Source organism: Streptosporangium sp. NPDC051023, assembly GCF_040689595.1.
Lineage (GTDB): Bacteria > Actinomycetota > Actinomycetes > Streptosporangiales > Streptosporangiaceae > Streptosporangium.
Genome location: NZ_JBFBCE010000030.1, coordinates 72,989 through 95,796 on the forward strand (window position 1 = coordinate 72,989; position 22,808 = coordinate 95,796).

Genomic DNA, 22,808 nt, shown 5'->3' on the forward strand with positions numbered 1-22,808 from the left:
GGGGACCTACTTTCGTGCGACCAGCCAGCCTATCTAGCTGCTGCGTCTACCATTACTATCCACTTGGCTCAGGAGAGTATTCGCTCGATGGAGCCCCGGTCAAACCCACCTTTCGAATGGGGAATCCATGACCTCCCTCACCGTTTACAGCGCCCCCTGGTGCGGCCACTGCCACCGCCTGAAAACCGCGCTCACCCGCGCGGACATCCCCTTCGACGAGGTGGACGTCGATCAGACGCCGGGGGCGATCGAGCTCATCACCGAGATCGGCGGCGGCACCTGGCTCATCCCGACCGTGGTCATGCCCGACGGCTCGGGCCTGGTCAACCCGAGCCTTCAGGAGATCCGCGACCGCCTGACCTGACCTGACCGCCCCTGACCTGGCCGCCCGGCCTGCCCCCTGACCTTGTCCTGACCGCCTGAGCGATCAGCGCTCAGGGCCGCCTCTCGGGGCGCGCACCGGCGTCAACGCGAGCACCGCGGCGACCAACGGGAAGCACGCCACCACGACGAGCACCCGAGACAGGCCCATCGACGGGGCCAGCGCGCCCGCCACGGCGGAGCCGACGCCGCCGCCGACGAAGAAGGCGAGGTTGAGCAGTCCCATGCCCGCGCCGCGCAGGGGCAGCGGCAGCCGGGCCGACATCTCCCCCGTGAGCACCACCTGGGTGAGGGCGAAGGATGCCAGGGCGAGCGAGGTGCCCGCGACGAGGAGCCATGCCCCGCCGCCCACGCTCCCGGCCACGACCATGATGACGCCCGTCACGGCGGCGGCACCGGCCAGCAGCAACCGCCCGGTGCGCGGGCCGAGACCGCCGGTCACCCGGGACAGCGCGGCGCCGACCACCGCGCCGGGCAGCAGCGCCGCGCCGACCGTGAGCACGCTCCAGCCGTAGGTCCTGGTCAGGATCTGGGGCACCGCGTACATCGCGGCGAACAGCCCGCCGTAGACGCCGACACCGATGACCGCCGCGACCCAGAACCCCGCGTCGCCCACCACGGGGCGAGGTACGAAGCCGTCCTGCCTGCGCCTGACCTGCCAGGCCAGGCCCGCCGAGGACAGCACCAGCACCGTCGCGACCGCCGCGACGACCGCGCCCGGCAGTCCCAGAGCCCGCGACTGGATGAGGAGCAGCAGCGAACTGGACGCCGTGGCGAGCAGTACCGCGCCGACCACGTCCACCCGCCTGTGCGATCCCGGCCTGGTGGCCAGGGGCAGGCAGAACGGCACGGCCAGCAGTGACAGCGCGGGCAGTACCAGGGTCACCCGCCACGACAGCCAGGCCGTCGCCACACCGCCGGCCAACGTGGCGCCCGCCGCGAACAACGCCATGACACCGCCGTACGTGGCCAGCACCCTGGCCCGCCTGGCCGGATCGGTCGCGGCGAGCAGGGCAAGACAGCCGGAGGTCATCGCGCCCGATCCACCGGCGAGCACCAGGCGGCCCGCGATGAGCACGCCCAGGTTCGGGGCGACCAGACAGCACACGGCCCCGGCTCCCAGCACCAGCGAGCCGACGATGAGGGAGGTCCGCACCCCCCAGGAGTCGGCCAGCCGCCCGAAGACCGCGGTGCCGATACCGAGTGCGAGAGCGTGCGCGGTGAGGACCCAGGCCACCGCGACGGGCCCGGCGTGCAACGCGGCCGCGACGCTGGGCAGCGCGACACCCGCCGCGGTGACGCCGAACACCGCGGGCCCGAACAGGGCGCCGAGCCGTACGGCCGTCGAGAACGGACTGATCGGAGCCGGATCGACGGCCACGACGGGCGGCTGCCCGACAGTTGGAGTCGAGGACATGGACGGTGTCTCCTTCACCGGGCGGCGGAGGGCCGTGCGGCCCGCCAGGCCGCGCTGCTCACGAAGTGGACGTCGTAGTGCTCCTGCACGGCGGACAGGCTGTCGGCGGCCTCCCGGCCGTCGGCGATGCGCCCGAGGTGCCGGAAGTAGCCGAACCGCTCGACGCCGGGTGTCAGGACGACCAGCACCTCGGCGGTCGAACCGGGGGCGGCCCCGAACGCGTGCGCCGTCCTCGGCGGCACCACCACGAGGTCTCCCCTGGAAACCGTGGCCAGCCGGTCGCCGAGGAGGAACTCCATGACCCCGTCAAGCACGTAGAACGCCTCGGAGGACAGGGTGTGGAAGTGCGGGGCGGCTCCGCCGGCGCCGCTGCCCAGCGTGAGCCGGTTGGCGCCGAGCGCGCCCTGGGTGCCGCTGGCATCGGCCAGCAGGGCGAACTCACTGCCCGCCGACAGTTTCACTGTCTCGGCGGCCTCCGCGCGGACGATCATGGCACGGCTCGTGTCTGGATCACTGCCTGGCATGCGAACTTCCTCTCAGATGCTTGGGACCCATTCGAGCCTGGGAACACCTCGCGAACCAGAAGCAGTTGTCACCTGCAGATATCTGTGATCGTGATGAATGGAGGAGTTGTGGAACTCCGGCAGTTGGAGTACTTCCTCGCCGTCGCGGAGGAGGGAGGGTTCGGCCGGGCCGCAGAGCGGCTGAACATCGTGCAGTCCGCGGTGAGCCAGCAGATCCGCAGGCTGGAACGCGAGCTCGGGCTGCCGCTCTTCGACCGCTCGACCCGGCACGTCCATCTGTCCGCCGCAGGAGAGCGCCTACTGCCCGAGGCAAGGGCGGTGATCGCCGCGGCACACCGCACCCGGCAGGTCGCGGCCGAGATCATGGCGGGCACGGACGGCATACTGCGCCTGGGCGCGATCCACGGCCCTGGGGACCGGCTCTACCGCACCCTGGCCGAACTGGCCGCCCTCGCGCCCCGCCTGCAGGTCCGGCTCAAGGACGCCCCGCTGGCCGACCGGCTGGCGGCCGTACGCTCCGGTGAGCTGGACGCCGCACTCGTACGCGCCCTGGCCTCCGCTCCCGGCCTGCGGCTGATCCCCGTCTGGACCGATCCCCTGTATGTCGCGCTGCCCGCGTCACACCCGCTGGCGGCCGAGCCCGTGCTGCGTCTGGAACAGCTCGCGCACCTGCCCGTCCGGCTGACCTCGCGAGAGAAGAACCCGCCCTTCCACGATCTGATCACCGGCTCCTTCCGCGAGGCCGGAATCGAGCCTCCGCCGGGACCGCCGTTCACCAGCCTGCAGGAGACCCTCGCCGAGATCGGGGCGGGTGCTCCCTCCTGGACGGTCTTCTACGAGGTCTCGGGACTGCCGCCCGCGCTCCGCGTGGCTTTCCGGCCGCTCGCGGAACCGGCCCTCGTCACCTTCCTCGCCGTCCGCGACAGGCCGCTCACCGCCGCCCTGCGGCACCTGCTCGTCTCGTTCGGAGCCGGACCGCGGGACGACGGACAGCCGTCGTGACCGGGCCGATCAGGTCAGCAGGGGCTCAAGCAGCAGCAGAACGCCGAAGACGGCGAACGCGGCGGCGGCGCCGTACCGGATGACCTTCTCCGGCAGGTGCTTGCCGAGCATCCGGCCGACCGCGATGGCCAGCGCGTCGGCGGCGACCATGCCGACCGTCGAGCCGAGCCAGGTGCCGAACCAGCCGTACTGCGTGGCCAGCGTGATCGTGGCAAGCATGGTCTTGTCGCCGAGCTCGGCGAGGAAGAAGGCCACGGTCACGGCGACGATCGCGGAGCGGGTCGTGCGGTTGGCCTTCTGCGCCTCCTCGTCGGTCAGCTCGTCCCCGCGCAGCGTCCACAGGGCGAAGCCGAGGAAGGCGACGCCCGCGACGATCGTGATCGCGGTGGTGGGGATGAGGTCACCGGCCAGCCTGCCGAGGCCGACGCTGACCAGGTGAACGACCGCGGTGGCCGCGGTGATCCCGGCCAGGACCGGCCACGGCTTGAACCGGGTCGCGAAAGTCATCGCCATGAGCTGGCTCTTGTCGCCGAGCTCGGCGACAAAGATCACAGCGAGACTGATCCAGAACGCTTCCAACGAGCTGCCCTTCCGCGCGCGGCCGGGCCGGAAGGAGCACCCGGGGAGTTTCGGGCACGACTTCGGCCCGGCGGCATCCATGTGTGCCTGCCAGGCCGAAGGTCTCGTCCGCCTCGGTGTGAGGCCCGCGCGACCGGGCGCCGGAGCGCCAGTATGTCGATCACGCGATTGGGACTACTCCCCTTCGGGTGTTTCCACCCGACTTTAACAGGCGGAGTACCCCCGTTGATTCCCCGCCCGTTTCCCCGGTGCGAAACTTCACGGCTCGGCGCGACGGCTGTACACACCGTGGACACGGACACGGACACGGACACGGACACGGAGATGGAGACGGACAGCCGGGCGTGCCGGACGGATCAGGCGGGACGAACAGGGCAGATGGATCAGAGGCGGGCGCCGACCATCACGGGCTCGTTGACGAGCGCGACGCCGAACTTCTCCAGCACCCCGTCCCGCACCTCACGGGCCAGGTCGAGGAGGTCCTCGGTCGTCGCGGACAGCTCGGGGTTGGTCATGGCCAGGGTGTGCTTGGTCGAGATGCGCGCGGGACCGCGCCGGTAGCCCTTCGGGAAACCGGCGTTCTCGATCAGCCAGGCCGCGGGGACCTTGACGGAGCCATCGGGCGCGTCCCAGTGGGGGAAGCCGGGGACGCGCAGCTCCAGCTCGGCCGCCTGCTCCGCACTGAGGATCGGGTTGGTGAAGAACGAGCCCGCGCTCCGGGTGTCCGGGTCCGCGGGGTCGAGCACCATCCCCTTACCCGCGCGCAACCGCAGCACGGCCTCGCGGGCTCGCGCCAGCGGCACCCGCTCCCCCAGCTCGACGCCCAGGGTCGTGGCCAGCTCCCGGTAGGCGACGGGGCCCGACATCCCGTCCCTGGCCAGCTCGTAGGTGACCGCCAGGACGACGTGCCCGCCGGGCTCCTGTTTGAAGGCACTGTGCCGGTAGGCGAAGCCGCACTCCTCCGCGGTCAGGTCCCGCACCTCGCCGGTCATCCGGTCGTAGACCCGCACCCCGGTGATCGTCTGCGAGACGTCCTGCCCGTAGGCGCCGACGTTCTGGATCGGCGTCGACCCGACCAGCCCCGGGATCCCGGACAGACACTCGATCCCCGACCACCCCTCGGCGACCGCGAGGGCGGCCAGCGTGTCCCAGTCCTCACCCGCCTGCGCGGTGACCCTGACCCCCTCCGCGCCCCCCTCGACCTCGACTCCCCGCGAGGCGACCCGCACGACCAGGCCGTCGAACCCCTCGTCCGCCACGAGCAGGTTGCTGCCCCCGCCGAGCACGAGCACCGGCTCGCCCGCCCTGTCCGCCTCCGCGACCAGCTCGACGATCTCCTCAGCCGACCCGGCCTCGACGAAGGCCTTCGCGGGGCCGCCGAGCCCCAACGTCGTGTACGGCGCCAGCCGTACCCCTGCAACCCGCTCAGTCATGCGCTTCCCCACGCCGGTGCGAAATCCGGCGACCAGCCTACGTGGCGCGGAGCAGCCCGAGCACGCGGTCGTAGGTCCTGCGGGACTCCCTGTCGCGGTAGCCGGGGTCGACGTCGTGGTAGCCGCGGTGCCGTTCCTGGTGGACCGGCAGGTCCCTGCCGAGGGCGACGACGATTCCGGGCAGCGAGAGGGAGAACTCCAGGTCGGCGTTGCGGTAGTAGCGCGCGTCCCTGGAGAACCCGCCCGCGGCGAGCGCGGCGTCGCGCCTGACGGCGAACAGGTGACCGAGCACCCCCCTGACCTCGCCCGGTCCCGCCTCGTGCCAGTCGTGGCCGTCCTCCCCGGGATTCACGCCCTTCCACCCGGCCGCGGCGACGTCGTCCTCCAGCGCCCTGACCAGCGGGGTGATCGCGTCACCGTCCAGGATGGTGGAGGTCTCCATCACGACGTGCACCTCGGAACGGTCGAGCCTGAGCAGCTTCGTACGGCTCTCGCCCCACCCCGCGGAGCCTCCCCGCCAGTGTGCGGTCTCGGCCACGTGCCAGGCCTCGACCCTGCGGGGATACTCGGCGGCCAGTTCCTCGAGAACGTCCCCGGCGCCGTCGACGTTCCCCAGGTCCAGGCCGATGATCTTCGCGTCGGTGCGGGCGATCACGGCGCGGACGCACTCCCGCAGGTCGTCGGGCCAGCCGTCGACCACGAGCGCGACCGTCACCGTCGGCGGCGCGACGGGCTCCTCGACCTCGACCGGGGTGACCTCCTCGTCGAGCCGGGAGACCGACAGGCTCCCGTCCCACAGGAGCTGGGCCTCGAGCATCCGCTCGGGACGGCCCTCTTTCTCCCTCGACCTGCCGACCAGCTCCGCGCCCTCCGGCGCCTGCTCCGGCGCGGCCTGGGTCTCCGCGACCCGCTCGGACTCCAGGTCTCCGAGCCGTCCCGGATGGACGCCGGGCTCCGCCGCCTTACCGGCGCGGTCCGCCTCGGGAGAGGTTTTCCCCGGGGCGACCGTCCCGGAAGCCCGCCCCTCCGCTCGTGCGTCCCGTTCCTCCTGTCCGGGGTCGCCGGAGCTTTCCGAGCTCTCGGACCTTTCCTGCCTTTCCGGCACGGAACTCACCGTGGCCCACACCCGGAACGACGGTTTGGGAGTGAGATCTTTGGGAGTGAGATCGAAGCCCTCATCGGTGTCGCGGACGAGCCAGCCCTGGGCTTCGATCTCGCCACGGAGCGCGTCCGCTCCGACGTGGTCGTGATCGGCCCTGGCCCTGGCCCACCGCTCGGCGAGAGCGGTCACGTGAGGTGGTACTTCTCTCATTCCAGGACGCTACCCACGGACAGGGGGAAGAATCCGCCTTCGATCGGTGAGACAGTGGAGGCGAACCGTACGACGCCTCCGTCCTCGGCTACTGCGCGAGCCTACGGAGGGATCGGGTGCGTGGCCGGCGCACCCGATCCGTCATGTCAGGAACAGAGGCAGGAGGTCAGCTGTACTTGCGGATCGTCGTGCCGATCCAGTCCGCGTAAGCGTGCACGTTGGTGTAGAGGCCGGGACCTTCCGCGCAGGACGGGCTCGCGGCGCCGGGACCCGAGGTGACGCCGATGAGCTCCCATCGGTCGTTCCTGCCGCGCTGGATCTGCGGCGAGCCGGAGTCGCCGTTGCACGCCATGGCGTCCGGCACCCGGCTGACCGTGCACAGCCGGGTCTTGGTCGCGTAGCCTGGGCCGCACTCGGACTTCGCGCCTCTGCGGGTGTCGAGCTCCTGGAGTCGCGGGGACATCTTCCAGTCGGCCGGGTTGCGCTTGGACTCGGTGATGCCGAAGCCGATGATCCGGGTCGGGGTGCCGGGCCGTCCCGGCCGCTCGGCGATCCGGATGGGCTTGTAGGAGACGGGACGGTCCAGGCGGACCAGCGCGATGTCGTTGTTGTTGGGCGCACCCTGGGCGAAACGAGGGTGGATCACCGCCTGTGCGATCTTACGGACCGTGCCCCCCGACTTTCGCCGGTCGCTGCCGATGCGAACCTCTCCCGCCGGGATCGACCCGATCTCCATGTTGAGGCAGTGAGCCGCGGTCACCACCCACTGCGGGGCGATCAACGCCGCCCCGCACACGCCGTCCTTGAGACCCACGCCCGGCGCCGACACCGGGATCGACGCCATGAACGAGTAGGACTGCGTGGCGTCCTTGCCGTTGATGATCGCTCCGGCGCTACCGGTCGTCGCGGCGAGACAGGCCACGCCGGCCACGGCGACGATGGCGGAACGTGACAGAGCGCGACGGAACGATTCCATGCCAAACAACGGGGTTAGCCCCTTAAGTGGAGGATTAAGACGTAATCACGCTATATGTCCGAGATTGGCGGGGTTATCACGCCAGCACGTCAACCCACGGTAGGGGTAACCCCCCCGGACCAGGGCGGATATCTCAACAGCATCCCGGCCACCGGACGCTGCTCCCGCGCCCCGAGAACACTCCCCAGGACGCGGGGGAGTCGGCCGCGAGCCACCCATGTCGCGCGCGGCCTCCTCACGTCACCGGTCGGCGGCCGTTTCCCGCGGTCGGCGCCGATGAGCGTGGCGGGTGTCAGAAGGCGTAGGGACCGAAGCGGCCCCAGGCGATCACGGCGGTGAGCACCAGCAGCACCAGGTTGACCACGATGCCGCTGTACTCCTTGCGGCGGACGTGGACGGCGGCGGCCCCCACCATGATGATCGCCAGGCCGGTCGCGGCCAGCGGCGTGAGGATCGGGGCGATGCCGGTGAGGGCGGGCAGGATCAGGCCGAGCGCGCCGAGCAATTCGACCACCCCGATCAGGCGGACCTGGACGGGCGAGAAGTCCTCGACCCACGGCAGCCTGGGGGCGAGCCCGTCCTTCGGCTGGGTGGCCTTCATGACTCCGGCCATGCCGAAGGCCGCGGCCAGGAGAATCTGCAGAACCCACAGGAAAACGTTCACGTCGGTTTCTCTCTCGGAGCGAGGGGGCCGGGCACCGGTCCCGGCGGGGAGTCAGGCGAGAAGGGAGACCCGTGCCGACGACGACGGTCGCGGACGTCGGCGATGCCCCAGGGGGTGACGAGCGGGTTGGCGGGCGATGCCCTCAGGGGACGGGCGGGTTAGTGAAGGGATTCCTCCACTTACCGGGAGGATAGCAAAACATGTGGAGGATGTATTCCGCTTAGATATCCTGGAAACATGACCACTTCCGCCGACCGGCCCGCCCTACGCGCCGACGCCGAACGCAACCGCGAGCGCATCCTCGCCACCGCCCGGCGGATGTTCGCCGAGCACGGCCTGGACGTGCCGATGGAGGACGTCGCCCGCCAGGCGAGCGTGGGCGTGGCCACCCTGTACCGGCGCTTCCCCACCCGGGAGGACCTCATCGCCGCGGTGTTCGAGGCCAAGATGACCGCCCACGCCGACGCCGTCACCACCGCGCTGACCGACCCCGACTCCTGGCACGGCTTCTGCCGCTACCTGGAACACGTCTGCGCCATGCAGGCCGAAGACCGCGGCTTCGCCAACGCGCTGACCATGACCTTCCCCACCGCCCGCGCCCTGGAGGCCGAGCGCGACCGCGCCTACCACGGTCTGGTCGAGCTGATCAGCCGCGCCAAGGTCGCGGGCAAGCTACGCAGGGACTTCGTCCCCGAGGACGTCGTCATGCTGCTCATGGCCAACGCCGGTGTCATCGCCGCGACGGACCAGGCCGCCCCCTGCACCTGGAAGCGGCTGCTGGCCTATCTCATTCAGGCTTTCGCCGCACCGGCGACCCCGCCCGTCACGGTGCCGCTGCCCGACCCACCGGCCCCGACCGCGATGTATCGGGCGCTTCTGCGCCTGCGCGGGCCCAGGACGGGCACGGCACGCTGACGCGCGGCCGCGCCACCGTCATGCGGGTCACGGGAGTCATGGGTACGGCGATTCCCGGCGGGTCATGGCGGGTTACGACGGGTCACGGGAGGAAATCCGTGGAACACCGTCGCGAACCCGCCGGCTCGCGGAACGCCTCTCAGGCGAGCTGGACCACCGCGCGGGCCTTGGAGAGCACCCGGGAGTCTCCGGAGCGGGCGGTCAGCGCGACCACCACACGCTTGTCCTCGAGCTTCTCCTCGACGATGCCACTCACCGTGATGACCGCCCCCTGCTCGTCGTCGGGGACGACGACCATGGAGGAGAACCGCACGCCGTAGTCGACGACCGCGCCCGGGTCGCCCACCCAGTCGGTGACGAACCGGCCGCCCTGGGCCATGGTGAACATGCCGTGCGCGATGACGTCGGGCAGCCCGACGGTCTTGGCGAAGCGCTCGTTCCAGTGGATGGGGTTGAAGTCGCCGGAGGCCCCGGCGTACATCACCAGGTTCACGCGGCGGACGGGATAGTCGGCCGCCGGGATCTCCTGGCCTGTCTCGACATCGTCGTACTTGACCGTCGCGGCCATCTCAGCCCGCCCCTCCGCGCTCGACGATGGTGTTGTAGGTCGTGCAGACCGGCTCGCCCTCGACGGTGGTGACGTCGCTCCTGACGGTGATGAGCTCGTTACGGCCCACGCTGCGGATGTCGGTCACCGTCGAGACGGTGACCAGCTCGTCGCCGACGTGAATCGGCCTGCTGTACTCGAACCGCTGCTCGCCGTGGACGACCATGGCGAAGTTGAGGCCGAGGTCGGGGTCGGTCAGGATCGATCCGCCCGCCAGGCTGAACACGATGGGGAAGGTCGGCGGCGCGATCACGTCCGGGTGACCGGCGGCCTGGGCGGCCTCCCTGTCCCGGTAGATCGGGTTGTTGTCGCCGATCGCCGTCGCGAACTCCCTGATCTTCACGCGGCTGACCTCGTAGGGCGAAGAGGGCGCGGACGCCCGCCCGACGAAATCGCGGTTCAGAGCCATCATGCTCCTTTGCGGATATCGAGCTGGTGAGGCCGACAGTAACAGAACAAGATTCCGGGATGTGCTCCCAGACGGCCACCAGGAAACCGTAGCCCGGTCCGGGCCTCGCACGGCTGTTGAGCACGGTCAACACCCGAACCGGAAAGCTGTGCGGATACGACAAACCGGCGCCCTCCAGAGAGGACGCCGGTCTGCGTTGAGTATGCGAGTGCTACCGAAGCAGCCATCTCCCGGACTGAGGCGGGAGTCTTCGCGGAGACTTAGCGGGTCTCGCGGTGCGCCCGGTGCGTCTTGCAGTTGGGGCAGTACTTCTTCAGCTCAAGCCGATCCGGGTCGTTGCGCCGGTTCTTCCGCGTGATGTAGTTGCGGTGCTTGCACTCCTGGCAGGCCAGCGTGATCTTCGGCCTAACGTCGGTGGCAGCCACTTGGGAGTGCCTTTCTACGTTTGGGACTGGGACAACCCACGCCGGTGCTCCGCGAGGGAGACCGAGAGGGTAGTAGCGGAGGCCGGACTTGAACCGGCGACACAACGATTATGAGCCGTTTGCTCTGCCTGACTGAGCTACTCCGCCTTGGGACCGACTAAACTGACGACCCCCGCAAGGATACCCGACCCGCGGACTGACTGCGTACTTGCGCAGGTCAGGGCCATCATCCGGGTTTCCCCGGTATGCCCGTCCACGCGCCGGGACCTTGAGCACTCTCCGGGTGACCGTCAAGGGCCACCCAAGCCGAAAGCCCCAACCGACAGGTCAGGGCTTGGAGGCTGTCGAGCCCCTTTACGGAATCGAACCGTAGACCTTCTCCTTACCATGGAGACGCTCTGCCGACTGAGCTAAAGGGGCCTGTCTGCTTCGCCTTCGCGCTGCGGACAGGTGTAACCATACACGGCTCCGGAGCGCGATGCGAAATCAATCGAGGACCGCCCGGATCACCACACGTCCCCCACCGGTCGTGCCGTGTTCGACGCCCAAACCGGGCCTCTCGGCTTCGCGGCGACGGCGACGCGACCCCGGGTTCCGCTCCCCCGCGAAGGCGACGGCCGCCCACCACCCTCACCTACGTTCCCGCAGGTGGAGGGGCCGTCCGGGACGAAACCGCACGGCCGGTCCGCGCCGGAACGGCTCCGCCCGCCGCGGACCGCCTGGCCGTACCGGAAACTCGGACCAAGCCGCGGCTCACAGGCCTCCGAATACGGTGCGTGGCGAACAGGAGACGCGGGGTCAGGGCGGCGGGAGCGGGGCTCCTGGCGGCGCTGGCCGCGCTCGGCGGCGGGGAGCTGGTGGCGGGGCTGCTGCGCCCCCAGGCCTCCCCCGTCGCCGTCGTGGGCGCCACGGTGATCGACCTGACCCCCACTCCCGTGAAGGAGTTCGCGGTCAGCACGTTCGGAAGCCACGACAAGGCCGTCCTGGTCGGCACGATCGTCCTGGTCCTCCTCGGCTTCGCCTGCCTTCTCGGCCTTCTCGCCGGAGCGGGCCGCCGTGCCCTGGCCGCGACCGGGGTGGCGGGCCTGGGGCTTGTCGGAACCGCGGCCGCGGCGACCCGGCCTGCGACCGTCCCCGTCGACGCGGTCCCGTCCCTGGTCGCGGCGATCGTGGGAGCCCTGACCCTCCTCGCCCTCGTCCCGGCCGTACCACCGACCGGCGGCGCGAGGATCCTCCCCACGCGCGGCAGGAGGGCCATCCCGGTCAACACGCGAAGGGCCTTCCTGGTCACCGGGACGGGGGCCGCGGCGGCGATCACCACCGGGCGCCTGCTCGCCTCGCGCGCCCCGGCCGGCACACTGCTCCTGCCTCCGCCCGCCGCCCCCGCCCCGCCGCTTCCCGCGGGGACCGATCTGCGCGTCCCCGGCCTCGGCCCGTTCGTCACCCCCGCCGCCGACTTCTACCGGGTCGACACCGCCCTCGTCGTGCCCCGTCTCCTCCTTGACGACTGGACCCTTCGCGTACACGGGACCCGCACGATCGAGCTGACCATGGCCGACGTGCTCAGACGCGGGCTGATCGAGCGCGACATCACCCTGACCTGCGTCTCGAACGAGGTCGGCGGCCCGTACGTCGGCAACGCGCGCTGGCTGGGCGCGCCGCTGGCGCCCCTCCTGCGCGAAGCCGGCATCCCCGCGGGCTCCGACCAGCTGCTGAGCCGTTCCGCCGACGGCTGGACCGCGGGAACCCCGGTCGACGTCGTCATGGACGGCCGCGACGCGATGCTGGCCGTCGGGATGAACGGCAGAGCGCTTCCCGCCGAGCGGGGCTTCCCCGCCCGTCTCGTCGTCCCTGGCCTCTACGGCTACGTGTCGGCGACCAAGTGGGTGGTGGAACTCAGGCTGACCCGCTACGCCGACGAGCACGCCTACTGGACGGAGCGCGGCTGGGCCGTCGACGCGCCCGTCAAGACCATGTCCAGGATCGACGTCCCCGCGCCCTTCGGACGGCTGCGAGCCGGAGCCGTGACGGTCGCCGGGGTTGCCTGGGCGCAGCACCGCGGCGTCGCCGGTGTCGAGGTCAGGGTGGACGGCGGCCCGTGGCAGGAGGCCCGGCTGGCCGCCGTCCCCGGCCCGGACACCTGGCGGCAGTGGGCCTGGACCTGGCAGGCCACACCGGGCGGCCACACCGTGGAGGTCCGCGCGACCGACGCGGCGGGCCATACCCAGCAGTCGTCCCGAGTGACGCCGTTCCCCGACGGGGCGACGGGCTGGCACTCGGTGGCGGTCACCGTCACGTGACCGGTTCATCCCCGCGGAACCGGCGGGCGGAACGCGGCCCAGGTCGCGCACCAGACGAACACCACAAAACCATCGATAACAGGAGCAGCTACGTGAAGATCACCGCATTCACCGCCACCGCCCTCACCGCCCTGGCGCTCACCGCCGCCTGCGGGAACAGCACGAACGCGGACGGCACCGCGGCGAACGGCGCCGCGACCCCGGCCCCCGCCACCTCCGCCGCCTCGCCCGCCGGGACGGCCACGCAGGACGCCGCCGGGCCCGCCATGGCCGACGGCCCGTTCGGTACGGCCTGCTCGGCCGTACCGACCTCGGGCAAGGGCAGCTTCGCGGGCATGGCGACCGACCCCGTCGCCACCGCGGCGTCCAACAACCCGGTGCTGTCCACCCTGGTCGCGGCCGTCAAGAAGGCGGGCCTGGTGGACACGCTGAACTCCGCCAAGGACATCACGGTGTTCGCCCCGACCAACGACGCGTTCGCCAAGATCCCGAAGACCACCCTCGACAAGGTCCTGGCCGACAAGGCGACGCTGACCAAGATCCTGACCTACCACGTGGTCGCGGGCAGGAAGAGCCCCGCCGACCTCGGCGCCGCCTCGTTCGCGACGCTGCAGGGCGGCGACCTGACCGTCAAGGGCTCCGGCGAGGACTACACCGTCAACGACGCCAAGGTCGTCTGCGGCAACGTCACCACCGGCAACGCCACCGTCTACATCGTGGACACGGTGCTCATGCCGAAGTAGGCGAGAGCTCTCACCGTGAGAGCGGCGGGACGGGCCGGGAGCCGGCCGGGTGGAAGGGATGGGACAGCGCGAGGCCCCTCCACCCGGCACGGCAGCACCAAGTGGCCGCCAAGTAAGCCTTAAACAGGTCGTCGCATCGTGGTCGCGTAGCGGTACACACCACGAAGGAGAGACCTGACATGACCCCCGAGCTGCTGGGATTCCAGATCGCGCACCGAGCCATGAGGGGGGAGGCCCGCCGCCTCTCCGTCCTGGCCACGGAGCTGGCCGAGGGCAGGCAGTCCGCCGACACGAACCGCGCTGGAGCCATCAGTGCCTTCATCGCGCGGATGTGCGCGACCATCCACCATCACCACATGTCGGAGGACGAGGTGCTCTGGCCCGTCATCGAACGGTCAGCGGGCGCGGAGGTGGACCTGCGCGACCTGAGCGACGACCACTCCGCGCTCGACCCGCTGCTGGCCGAGATCAACGGCCAGGCGACGACGTTCGCCTCGACCGGGGACGCCTCCCCGCTCGTGGCGCCGCTGGCCAGGCTCGCCGACATGCTTGACGAACACATCGAGGAGGAGGAGCGGCTGCTCTTCCCGATCATCACGAAGTACGTGTCCGTCGCCGACTGGAAGAGGGTCGAACACGCCGTCCGCAAGGGAAGCGACGTCCGGGTCGAGCTGCCGAGGATGGAGGAGTACGCCGGGCCCGAGGAACTCGCCCGGCTGCGCAGGCTGGCCGGTCCCATGCTGACGGTGATGCTTTCCCTGTTCCGCGGCGGCTACCGGCGCCGCCAGCGGCTCGTCTTCGGCCCTCTCGCCGGGGCCTGAGGGGCAGATCCCCGGACGGGAGGGTCAGCCGGCGACGTGCTGTGCCTCGTCCTGCATGACGTAGGCGGATCCCCGGACGGGAGGGTCAGCCACCCTGCGCCGACGACGCCGCCAGCGCCTGAGCCGCCCTGCGCGCCCAGTGCGGGGAGCCGACCCGTTCCGCGACCCGTTCCGCCTTGGCGTAGTGGGCCGTCCCGTCGCGGCCGAGGAACTCGGCGAGGTCGCCCAGGATGTGCGCCACAGGACCGATGGTGACCGAGCCTGAGGACAGCCCGGCCAGCTCGTCGTCCCACGGCAGCAGCTCCCTGTAGCACCGCTCCCCCACCTCGCGCTCGTCCAGGGCTATGGCGTTCTCCGCCCGCAGCGCCAGCCGGATCAGCCAGTAGTAGTCCTGACGGGCCTGCCAGCCCGGCTCCCAGAACGCCCGGGCCTCCTCGTGCCGCCCCTCGGCGATCAGGGCCCTGACCAGGATTTCCGAGACGTCCTGGGGAATGAACGCGTGGATGGCCGTGAGCTCCTCGATGTCCTGCGGCAACCCTCCCGCCAGCCGGACCACGAACCGGCCGACGACGCCGATGCCGGTGGCGTTCGCGCCGCCCGCCACCGCCATCTGCTCGGCCGCGGCCGAGTAACCTCGCTCGGCCGCCTCGAACTCGCCCCTGACCAGCAGGATCAGGGTGTCCAGCATGGACAGCACGCTCAGCGCCAGCCCGAGCTGCCCGTTGGTCGAGTGTTCAAGCGCCAGGTCCGCGTGATGACGCGCGGCGGCCAGGTCGTTGCGGCCGAGGCTGACCATGTAGAGGGCGTGGTGCCCCTGCATCTGGTAGCCGGGCAGCCCGGCGCGCTCACCCAGCTCGACCAACTCCCGCCCCACGGCCTCCAGTTCGTCGCGTCTGTGGGGCGTCAGCAGGACGAAGTAGCGCGCGTTGAGCGCGAGACAGATCAACTCGGTACGGCCCAGCCCCCTGGCCAACCGCAACGCCTCGGCGCTGAACGCCTCGCAGTCCTCCTCGTCATGCCCCTCCAGCTCGAAGGTGAGCGTGGCCAGCAACCGGCAGCGGACCTCGTCGCGGCTCACGGCCCGCTCCCGTCCCGGCGCCCCCTCGGTCCAGGCCTCCCCCTCGCTCTCAGCCCCCTCGGTCTCGGCCCAGACCTCCCCCTCGGCCCAGACCTCCCCCTCGGTCCAGGCCTCCCCTCCGGGCGGCGTCCCCTCGTCGGACAGCGCCTCCCTGATCGCGGCGACGAACTCCTCGTCCACCCGCCGGTCCGGCTGGATCGACCAGGTCACCGGCGCGTCGTAGGCCGTCAGCGCCCGGGGAAGCCCCGTCCCGAGCCGTCGCGCCACCTCGATCGCCCGTGCCCGGTTCGCCCTGGCGGCCATCACGTTGCCCTCGTGCGCCTCGGCACCCACCAGACGGCAGAGCAGGCCGAACCGCCGGTGATCGTCGTCCACGAGACCGAGCGCTCCCCGGTAGAGGACTCCCGCCTCCCGGTAGGCGTGCAGGGCCACCGCCTGCTCCGCCGCCGCCACCACGTACGGCACCGCCCGCTCCGCGGTGCCCGCGGTGGCGGCGGCGAGCGCGTGGTGCCCCAGGGCCGCGACGTCTCCCGGCCTGACCCGTTCCAGCGCGTCGAAGACCTTGCCGTGCAGCCGGGTACGGCGGATACCCGGGGTGTCCTCGTACAGCGTCTCGCGAACCAGGACGTGGGCGAAGCGCACCCGGCCAGGAGCGGGCTCGGTCAGCAGCCCGGTCAGGACCCCCGCCTCCAGCCCCTCAAGCACCGCCTCCTCATCGGCACCGTCCATCGCGAGCAGTACTTCGGCGTCCACGTCCCTGCCGACGATCGCCGCGTCCCGCAACGTGGTCCTGGCCGTCGCGGGCAGCCTGCCGATCCTGCGCCGGATCAGGTCCCGCACCCCCTGCGGCAGCGCCATGGCCGCCGTCGTCCCGTCCGTGGTGATCAGCCGGGCCGTCTCGCACACGAAGAGCGGGTTGCCGCCGGTGCGCTCCGCCACCGTGCGCGCGGTCACCGGATCGACGTCGCGCCCTGAACGCTCCCGCAGCAGCCGGGCGACGTCCGCGGCGTCGAGCCCGTTCAGGTCGAGCCGGTGGGTGTCCCTGCCGGCCAGAGCCGCCCAGGTCGCCTCGAGATCCTCGGCGGCCTCGGCGGGCCGGTAGGTGGCCACCACCATGATCCTGGAGGTGGCGAGCCGTACCGCCAGATGGCGCAGCAGCCTGAGCGTCTCGCCGTCGGCGCGATGAACGTCCTCCAGCACGATCAGCAGCCGGGTGTCTCCCATCACGGTTCGCGCCAGGTAGTCCTCCACGGCTCTGGCCAGCTGGAACCCGCCGGTCGCCGGGGCGTCGTCGGCCAGCAGGGGCGCGAGCCGTACCGCCGCGGCGTCGTCCGGCGGCCGTACGGCGGCCAGCCCGCGGAGCACCTCGCTCCATGCCCAGGCGGGTGGCGCCCCGCCATCCGTCTCTGGGCACTGCCCCGTCGCGGTCAGCCATCCCCCGGCCGCCAGCCTCGAGGTGAACATGTCGGCGAGCGTGCTCTTGCCTGCCCCCGCCTCCCCTCCCACCCAGACCGTGCGCAGCCCTTCCGCATCGGCGACGGCGTCGAGCATGGTCAGCTCCGCCGTACGGCCGATCAGCTCGGTGACCGGTTCGAGGCTCCGGCTCCCAGCCTGGGGCCGGGAAACGACAGGCTCTGCGGTCACCGGCCCGGGAGCCGCCGGGCCCGAGACCACCGGCCCCTGCCCGTGCAGGAAGTCGGCGTGGGCCAGGATTCCGGCCTCCAGCGCACGCAACGCAGGCCCGGGATCCACTCCGAGTTCCTCGGCGAGAGTCTCACGTGCCATCCTGATCGTGGCCAGCGCGTCCGCCTGCCGTCCCGCCCGGTAGAGGGCCAGGGCCAGCAGGCGCACGGCGTTCTCCCTGAGGGGATGGGCGCGGACGTGCTGTTCGAGACCGACCTCCGCGTTGCGGCCGAGGGCGAGCAGGGCCTCGGCGCGATACTCGACGGCGACCAGCCGCAGCTCCTCCAGCCTCGCGGCCTCCGGCTCCGCCCACTCCTCGTCGGCGAACTCGGCGTAGGCCTGCCCCTGCCACAGCTCGAACGCCCGACCCAGCAGGCCGAGCGCCCGCACACCGTCACCCGCGGCGAGCGCGGTGGCGGCGGAGTCCACCAGACGAGGAAACAGCCAGGCGTCCACCTGGTCGTCCTCCAGCCGGAGGCGGTACCCGGGCGCGGCGCTGACCAGTACGGTGGCCGGAGTGCGGGGCGGCCGGTCGGGTTCGAGCGTTCGGCGCAGGTTGGACACGTACACCTGGAGCGCGGCCAGCGCCTTGGGCGGGGGCTGCCCCCGCCAGAGGTCGTCGATGAAACGATCGGTGGAGACCACATGGCCGCCCGCGGCGACCAGCCGGGCCACCACGGCCCGCTGCCGGAACGGCCCCAGGTCCACCGCACGACCACTGATCTCCGCCTGGAGCGGACCGAGAACGCGCAACATAACAAAGGGCAGCGTATGTGCCCTTCATCATCTTTCGCATGACACAGAGGAGCACAATGCTGCAGAACCGGCGCAAGGAAGCGATCCGAGCGCTCGACGAGAGCGACAGGAAACACTGGTACTGGTACGGAAAGGATGGCGACGGCCATGTGTGGCTGTTCGACGCCGTCATCGACGACGGCGGTGAGTACTGGCCTGTCAGACATGCCGAGCTGGGTTCGGGCGGTCTCGCCCACCGGTACTCGTGGAACCACATCGAGGACGAGCACGGCTTTCTCGCCGAGGGGCCGCTCTACCCCGACGACTTCGGCCTGCACCCGCTGACCGCAGAGGAGTTCGGCACGTTGTGGGACGCGCTCGGCGACTGAGGGAGCCCTCCAGGACAGGCCCGTCTCGTCTCATCCGTCGGCACGGACGCCCTCTTCGGCGTTCTCCCTCCGGCCGTGGAGAACCCGCTCGTTGATCTCCAGGTTGTTGAGCAGCTTGAGGGACGCGGAGAGCGCGCTGCCGACGAGATCTCCCTGGACCTCGCCGTACTCGATCTGGAAGACCGTGCCTGCCGTCCCGTCGCCGGTGTCCCCTCGGAGATCTTGGCAGGTGCCCTCGGCGCCGGTCTCGGTGGCCGCGCGAAGCAGGAACGCAACGGTGTGAGCCTTGGCGCGGGGAACGGTCAGGGTGAGCAGTTCCCGTCCGGTCCGCCCGAGCAGCACCCCTTCCTCCTCGCCGCCGAACAGCAGGCCGTACAGCACGTCCCTGACCTCACGCAGCAACGCCTCCCCCCGTGCCGACCGGCACTTTCCCGGGATGAGCGCGTCACCTTTGCGCGGCGGGTCGATGAGATATCCACCGGCCTCAAGAACAGAACGGTTCAGAGACCGATATCTCTCGACATAACGAGACAGGGAGTCCTCGTCCAGGCCCAGCTCTCGCAGGCGGGCCCTCCTGGCAGTCCCGCCCTCCTCGGTTTTCTCGATCACTCCCGACGGGACGGACGGTCGCCGCGGCCCGGACTCCGCGACCGCGTTCCCCGGCAGGAGCAACGTCAGCAACTGCTCGACCAGCCAGTCGAGAGGCTGGGCACGGAGCCGGGCACGCACGCGCTCGCGAAACTCCTCGGAGAGCTCTTCCCGGACCTGCCCTACGATCTGCGTCACATCATGCATGTGAAACCCGCTTCCGACCTCGGACCTGCCGCGACTATCGCATCTGAAAAGGCCCTCGACCAGGCGAATCTCACATCCGCCGATCAGCTGTCCGATATCGGACATAGAAAAAACACCTTGCCCGATATAGCGGAAAAAACATCCATGCCGAGATATTTACGGATGAGTTATGGATGGGAAAGCTGAATCCACGGCCCTCAGGAAGTGGCCCCGTTCTGGAGAGCGGCCTGGACCTCGAGGACGATCTGCACCCTCTCCCCCAGCGCCAGACCTTCTCCCCCCGGGATGGGGCTGTTGAAGGTGACGCCGAAATCCGTACGGTCGATCTCCCCTGTCGCCGTGAAGCCGACACGGGCCCCGGCGAGGGGGTCCGGCGCGAAGGGGTCGGGGCCGAAGCCGTTGACCTCGACATTCAGCGGAACCCGGCGAGTGACCCCCTTGAGTGTGAGCTCGCCGTCCAGCACGAAGGCGTCACCGTCCCATCGAACCGTGTCGGCGCGATAGGTCATGGTCGGGTGCTTGTCGACTTCGAGGAAGTCGGTGGAGCGGAGGTGTGCGTCTCTCTGCGCGTTGCCGGTGTCGACCGAGGTCAGGTCGATCACCGCGGTGACGCTGGAGTCGAGCGGATCGACCCCGGTGACAATCTGCCCCTCGAACGCGGTGAAACGCCCGCGCACCTTGCTGATCATCAGATGTCGAACCGTGAAGCCGACCTCGGAATGGACCGGGTCGATGTTCCATGTTCCCGCGACGTAACCCGGGATTTCGACGGCCTGCGTCATTATCGTCTCTCCTTGGATTTTACAAGCAAGCGGATGTCATTTATGACATGGCCCCAAAGAAGGGGCTTCTCCATCCTGAGACCGCGGAGAGAGCTACGCAAGAACGCACTTTTACATTACTCGGTGACCTGAAGATAACCGTAAACGCGCGAAAACCCGCCCCACCCGGGCCCACGACCTGTCCACCGCGCACCCGAGGACCGACAACCTCCCGGAACGCCCTGGCTCAGAGCCGACGAGGGGCGGGCGTCACCCCAGCCGTTACGGCACGGCCGAAAAACACAGAACAAGGTGCCGCCGCCGATATTCTCCGGAAATCCCGACGAGAATGTCGGGGCCACGCCGTTCCTTTCACTCCGCCCACCCGTGCCCGGCCCCGTGCTGTTCGGGGAGATCCCCGCCACGTGGGCGATCGGCCGGCACATCACGAAACCGGCGATTCACGCCCAGGACATGGCCAAGGCGGCCGACCGGCCTCGATCCCGAGGTGGGGCGGCCGACGCTGGAAGGGGATCTTTCGCGAGGTGGGTCAGGAGGCGTCGAACAGGGCGCTGACCGACTCACCGTCGTGAATGCGGCGCATGGCCTCGGCGAGCGCGGGGGCGATCGACAGGACGCGAAGCTTGGAGTCAGGCTTGACCTCGGGGAGGGGAACGGTGTTGGTGCAGACGATCTCCTCGACGTCGGGCTGCTCACTGAGACGGTCGACGGCTCCATGGGCGAAGACGCCATGGGTGCAGGCGATCCGTACCGACCTGACCCCGCGCTCGCGAAGACGGTCGAGCAGCTCGATGACCGTCGTCCCCTTGGCGATCTCGTCATCCAGAATGATGACGTCCTTGCCGACGACGTCGCCGATCACCGAGCCGATGACGACGCGGTCATCGCTGAACCGCTGCTTGGCCCCCATCGCGACCTCGGTCCCCAGGAGACGCGCGAAGGCCGCGGCGTCCTTGGCGTTGCCCAGGTCAGGGGAGACGACGACGGTGTTGGAAAGGTCGTACTGCCGGAAGTGCGCGGCCAGCTCGCGCAGAGCGTGCAGGTGGTCGACCGGGACGCTGAAGAAACCGTGTACCTGGGGTGAGTGCAGGGTCATGGCGAGCACCCGGCTGGCCCCGGCCGCCACCAGGAGATCGGCGACCAGACGCGCTCCGATCGAGATGCGCGGGGCGTCTTTCTTGTCCGACCGGGCATAGGAATAGTGGGGCATCACCACGGTCGTCCTGGCCGCCGAAGCCCCTCTGGCGGCGTCCAGCATCAGGAGTAGCTCAACCAGATTCTCCTGGACGGGAGGGACGAGGGGCTGGATGAGGAACACGTCCCGTTCCCTGCAGTTGGCCTGCAGCTGCACTTCCAGGCAGTCGTTGGCGAAACGCTTGACTCGGACCGGATGCAGCGGGGTCCCCAGATGAGAGCAGATCTCGGCTGCCAGCTCGGGATGGGCACTTCCGCTGAACACGGTGATGTCTCGCACAAGGCGCTCCTTGCTCGTGGACTGGTGCTGAATCAGTCAGACGAGCCGCATGTTACATGTGCCCACAAATCGGACTCACCGCTGGTAGGGGACTGGGACCTCTCCCCGCCCACGGACTCGCCGGCCGTACGGCACGAGCCCCGCCGCCAGGCGGCACGGCACCCCTGAGCACACGCCCGGCCTCCTGAGCACACGCCTCGGCCCCGTTTCCGTCTCCGCCCCCCGCCCCCGCTTCGTTGTTCTTGGCGCTTCGCTCTCAATGCTTCGCCGGGACCGCGGCCGGCAAGAGCCGCGCGCTCTCTCGCAGCGTGGCCCGCTCGGCCCGAGACAGGTCCGTTCCCTGGCACGACGAGGGCTCCGCCCCCCGGCAGACGATGGCCACGGCCCTCTTGGCGGCGTCCACACCACGGTCGAACCGGGCACCAATCACCGGGTCCGCCTGTCGGCAGGCCCGCAGAGCCTCTTTTCGCGGGGAATCAACGAGCTGTTCGTAGCCGACTTTGATCGTCATGACGTGAAAGTCGGAGTTTCCCGTCCGCTCGAGCAGGTTCCTGATCGCGTTCCAGGTGGCGAGCAACCCCACGGCCAAATTCAGATAGGCGCCTTTGCAGGCGGCCTTCCAGTTCTCGGGAGGCCGACAGTCACCCGGGTCGAAGCCCTTCGGATAAAGGTTCCCGACGGCGGCGGAGGCCGTCGGTACACCACCTCAACGTCCGCGGTCACCCCGATTCCCGGAATCCGGGCCCCCTGGCCGACACATAAAGGAACGAAGCAGGCACCCGCATGCTCATCTGGAGCGGACCAAGGACAAGGAGAACGGACACCACGCCGGACGGCCCCCTGCCCCAGACGGCCGGACATCGAGCAGGAATCGCCAGCCGATCGAGTGATATGAAATATTGACTCCACATTGACCACTCCGCAGAAATGGGCCGCCTCTTGAACACCTACGGGAGATCCTTGGGCTACGTGATCGCACTGCTGCTGTTGGCTACGGGAATCACCATCGGTTTGGCCCTGGTGCCGCGTGCGATCTATCCGTCACTGGCCAACGAACAGTTACAAGGCATCAGTGATCCGTTGGTGAGACTGCAGCTCAAAAATGCCCGGTCGGCACTGGAGATCGAGTTCCGCTGGCAGCTGATCGCGGTGACGGGCATTTTCCTGGGGACGGGAGTAATTGGTTCCTGGGTACGCCACAAGAAGTGAACTCCACGTCGATCCACCCGGCGCGGAGCGGCAACCGACGTCAATGCCGTGCTGAACGTTTTTCATCTCGCCTCGTGGTGCCGCAGGCCGCGGATCGCCTTGACCAGATGGCCCGTGTGAAAGAAGCGAACGCCTACGGTTTTCTCGGCACCCGA

At 69.9% G+C, this 22,808-nt stretch carries 23 protein-coding genes and 2 tRNA genes; 8 read left to right on the plus strand and 17 right to left on the minus strand.

Translation table 11 applies throughout. The features are described 5' to 3' along the window. Nucleotides 1-127 precede the first annotated feature (127 nt). The gene (locus tag AB0395_RS21005) at nucleotides 128-364 is read left to right on the plus strand and encodes a glutaredoxin domain-containing protein (RefSeq protein ID WP_366282846.1); all 237 of its coding nucleotides are present in this window, start codon (nucleotides 128-130) and stop codon (nucleotides 362-364) included. A 63-nt stretch (nucleotides 365-427) separates the two neighbouring features. Here the strand turns inward: AB0395_RS21005 and AB0395_RS21010 are convergent, their stop codons facing one another. After that, the gene (locus tag AB0395_RS21010) at nucleotides 428-1,798 is read right to left on the minus strand and encodes an MFS transporter (RefSeq protein ID WP_366282848.1); all 1,371 of its coding nucleotides are present in this window, start codon (nucleotides 1,796-1,798) and stop codon (nucleotides 428-430) included. 14 nt (nucleotides 1,799-1,812) lie between these two features. Next, entirely contained in the window at nucleotides 1,813-2,322 is a 510-nt protein-coding gene (locus AB0395_RS21015; protein ID WP_366282850.1) for a cupin domain-containing protein, read from the minus strand. A 108-nt stretch (nucleotides 2,323-2,430) separates the two neighbouring features. On the opposite strand from AB0395_RS21015, the gene AB0395_RS21020 reads away from it, so the two are divergent. Further along, the gene (locus AB0395_RS21020) at nucleotides 2,431-3,324 is read left to right on the plus strand and encodes a LysR family transcriptional regulator (RefSeq protein ID WP_366282851.1); all 894 of its coding nucleotides are present in this window, start codon (nucleotides 2,431-2,433) and stop codon (nucleotides 3,322-3,324) included. A gap of 9 nt (nucleotides 3,325-3,333) precedes the next feature. Here the strand turns inward: AB0395_RS21020 and AB0395_RS21025 are convergent, their stop codons facing one another. From AB0395_RS21025 to AB0395_RS21045, 5 genes are all read right to left on the minus strand, one after another. Beyond that, nucleotides 3,334-3,903 (minus strand): TMEM165/GDT1 family protein, encoded by a 570-nt coding sequence (locus tag AB0395_RS21025; RefSeq protein WP_366282852.1) that lies wholly within the window; start codon nucleotides 3,901-3,903, stop codon nucleotides 3,334-3,336. A gap of 383 nt (nucleotides 3,904-4,286) precedes the next feature. Next, on the minus strand, nucleotides 4,287-5,336 hold the full coding sequence (locus tag AB0395_RS21030; protein ID WP_366282853.1) for a UDP-N-acetylmuramate dehydrogenase: 1,050 nt from the start codon (nucleotides 5,334-5,336) through the stop codon (nucleotides 4,287-4,289). Nucleotides 5,337-5,373: 37 nt separating this feature from the next. Beyond that, the gene (locus AB0395_RS21035) at nucleotides 5,374-6,648 is read right to left on the minus strand and encodes a hypothetical protein (protein ID WP_366282854.1); all 1,275 of its coding nucleotides are present in this window, start codon (nucleotides 6,646-6,648) and stop codon (nucleotides 5,374-5,376) included. A gap of 166 nt (nucleotides 6,649-6,814) precedes the next feature. After that, a complete protein-coding gene (locus tag AB0395_RS21040; RefSeq protein ID WP_366282855.1) occupies nucleotides 6,815-7,624 on the minus strand; it encodes a serine protease in 810 nt (269 codons plus the stop codon). A 292-nt stretch (nucleotides 7,625-7,916) separates the two neighbouring features. After that, entirely contained in the window at nucleotides 7,917-8,288 is a 372-nt protein-coding gene (locus tag AB0395_RS21045) for a DoxX family protein (RefSeq protein WP_366282857.1), read from the minus strand. Nucleotides 8,289-8,525: 237 nt separating this feature from the next. Between AB0395_RS21045 and AB0395_RS21050 the strand changes: the two genes are divergently transcribed. Continuing rightward, nucleotides 8,526-9,203, plus strand: a complete 678-nt coding sequence (locus AB0395_RS21050; RefSeq protein WP_366282859.1) for a helix-turn-helix domain-containing protein — start codon at nucleotides 8,526-8,528, stop codon at nucleotides 9,201-9,203. Between the two features lie 139 nt (nucleotides 9,204-9,342). On the opposite strand, the gene AB0395_RS21055 is transcribed toward AB0395_RS21050, so the two are convergent. From AB0395_RS21055 to AB0395_RS21075, 5 genes are all read right to left on the minus strand, one after another. Next, nucleotides 9,343-9,771: a MaoC family dehydratase gene (locus tag AB0395_RS21055; RefSeq protein ID WP_366282861.1), complete on the minus strand. Its 429-nt coding sequence runs from the start codon at nucleotides 9,769-9,771 to the stop codon at nucleotides 9,343-9,345. 1 nt (nucleotide 9,772) lies between these two features. Next, entirely contained in the window at nucleotides 9,773-10,219 is a 447-nt protein-coding gene (locus AB0395_RS21060) for a MaoC family dehydratase N-terminal domain-containing protein (protein WP_366282893.1), read from the minus strand. 260 nt (nucleotides 10,220-10,479) lie between these two features. After that, the gene (rpmG, locus tag AB0395_RS21065; protein WP_036325591.1) at nucleotides 10,480-10,644 is read right to left on the minus strand and encodes a 50S ribosomal protein L33; all 165 of its coding nucleotides are present in this window, start codon (nucleotides 10,642-10,644) and stop codon (nucleotides 10,480-10,482) included. A gap of 73 nt (nucleotides 10,645-10,717) precedes the next feature. Beyond that, a tRNA-Met gene (locus AB0395_RS21070) sits at nucleotides 10,718-10,791 on the minus strand. Nucleotides 10,792-10,991: 200 nt separating this feature from the next. After that, nucleotides 10,992-11,064 (minus strand) — tRNA-Thr (locus AB0395_RS21075). Between the two features lie 356 nt (nucleotides 11,065-11,420). Here AB0395_RS21075 and AB0395_RS21080 point away from each other — a divergent pair. The 3 genes from AB0395_RS21080 (at nucleotide 11,421) to AB0395_RS21090 (ending at nucleotide 14,508) form a co-directional block, all read left to right on the plus strand. After that, nucleotides 11,421-12,944 carry a molybdopterin-dependent oxidoreductase gene (locus AB0395_RS21080; protein WP_366282863.1) on the plus strand — a complete coding sequence of 508 codons (1,524 nt, stop codon included), beginning with the start codon at nucleotides 11,421-11,423 and terminating at the stop codon, nucleotides 12,942-12,944. Nucleotides 12,945-13,036: 92 nt separating this feature from the next. Beyond that, nucleotides 13,037-13,687: a fasciclin domain-containing protein gene (locus tag AB0395_RS21085; RefSeq protein ID WP_366282865.1), complete on the plus strand. Its 651-nt coding sequence runs from the start codon at nucleotides 13,037-13,039 to the stop codon at nucleotides 13,685-13,687. A 179-nt stretch (nucleotides 13,688-13,866) separates the two neighbouring features. After that, nucleotides 13,867-14,508, plus strand: coding sequence for a hemerythrin domain-containing protein (locus tag AB0395_RS21090; protein ID WP_366282867.1), 642 nt, complete (start codon nucleotides 13,867-13,869; stop codon nucleotides 14,506-14,508). Nucleotides 14,509-14,593: 85 nt separating this feature from the next. Here the strand turns inward: AB0395_RS21090 and AB0395_RS21095 are convergent, their stop codons facing one another. Then, nucleotides 14,594-18,025 (minus strand): BTAD domain-containing putative transcriptional regulator, encoded by a 3,432-nt coding sequence (locus AB0395_RS21095; RefSeq protein ID WP_366282869.1) that lies wholly within the window; start codon nucleotides 18,023-18,025, stop codon nucleotides 14,594-14,596. Between the two features lie 38 nt (nucleotides 18,026-18,063). On the opposite strand from AB0395_RS21095, the gene AB0395_RS21100 reads away from it, so the two are divergent. After that, the gene (locus tag AB0395_RS21100) at nucleotides 18,064-18,393 is read left to right on the plus strand and encodes a hypothetical protein (RefSeq protein ID WP_366282870.1); all 330 of its coding nucleotides are present in this window, start codon (nucleotides 18,064-18,066) and stop codon (nucleotides 18,391-18,393) included. 30 nt (nucleotides 18,394-18,423) lie between these two features. Here AB0395_RS21100 and AB0395_RS21105 read toward each other — a convergent pair whose 3' ends face one another. The 4 genes from AB0395_RS21105 to AB0395_RS21120 form a co-directional block, all read right to left on the minus strand. Then, nucleotides 18,424-19,179 carry a hypothetical protein gene (locus tag AB0395_RS21105; RefSeq protein ID WP_366282871.1) on the minus strand — a complete coding sequence of 252 codons (756 nt, stop codon included), beginning with the start codon at nucleotides 19,177-19,179 and terminating at the stop codon, nucleotides 18,424-18,426. A 206-nt stretch (nucleotides 19,180-19,385) separates the two neighbouring features. Next, on the minus strand, nucleotides 19,386-19,970 hold the full coding sequence (locus AB0395_RS21110) for a YceI family protein (RefSeq protein ID WP_366282873.1): 585 nt from the start codon (nucleotides 19,968-19,970) through the stop codon (nucleotides 19,386-19,388). A gap of 529 nt (nucleotides 19,971-20,499) precedes the next feature. After that, nucleotides 20,500-21,444: a ribose-phosphate pyrophosphokinase gene (locus AB0395_RS21115; protein ID WP_366282875.1), complete on the minus strand. Its 945-nt coding sequence runs from the start codon at nucleotides 21,442-21,444 to the stop codon at nucleotides 20,500-20,502. A 256-nt stretch (nucleotides 21,445-21,700) separates the two neighbouring features. Further along, nucleotides 21,701-22,027, minus strand: a complete 327-nt coding sequence (locus AB0395_RS21120; protein ID WP_366282877.1) for a hypothetical protein — start codon at nucleotides 22,025-22,027, stop codon at nucleotides 21,701-21,703. 386 nt (nucleotides 22,028-22,413) lie between these two features. Here AB0395_RS21120 and AB0395_RS21125 point away from each other — a divergent pair, with 386 nt between their 5' ends. Continuing rightward, nucleotides 22,414-22,653 carry a hypothetical protein gene (locus AB0395_RS21125; protein WP_366282878.1) on the plus strand — a complete coding sequence of 80 codons (240 nt, stop codon included), beginning with the start codon at nucleotides 22,414-22,416 and terminating at the stop codon, nucleotides 22,651-22,653. The last annotated feature ends 155 nt before the right edge of the window (nucleotides 22,654-22,808 follow it).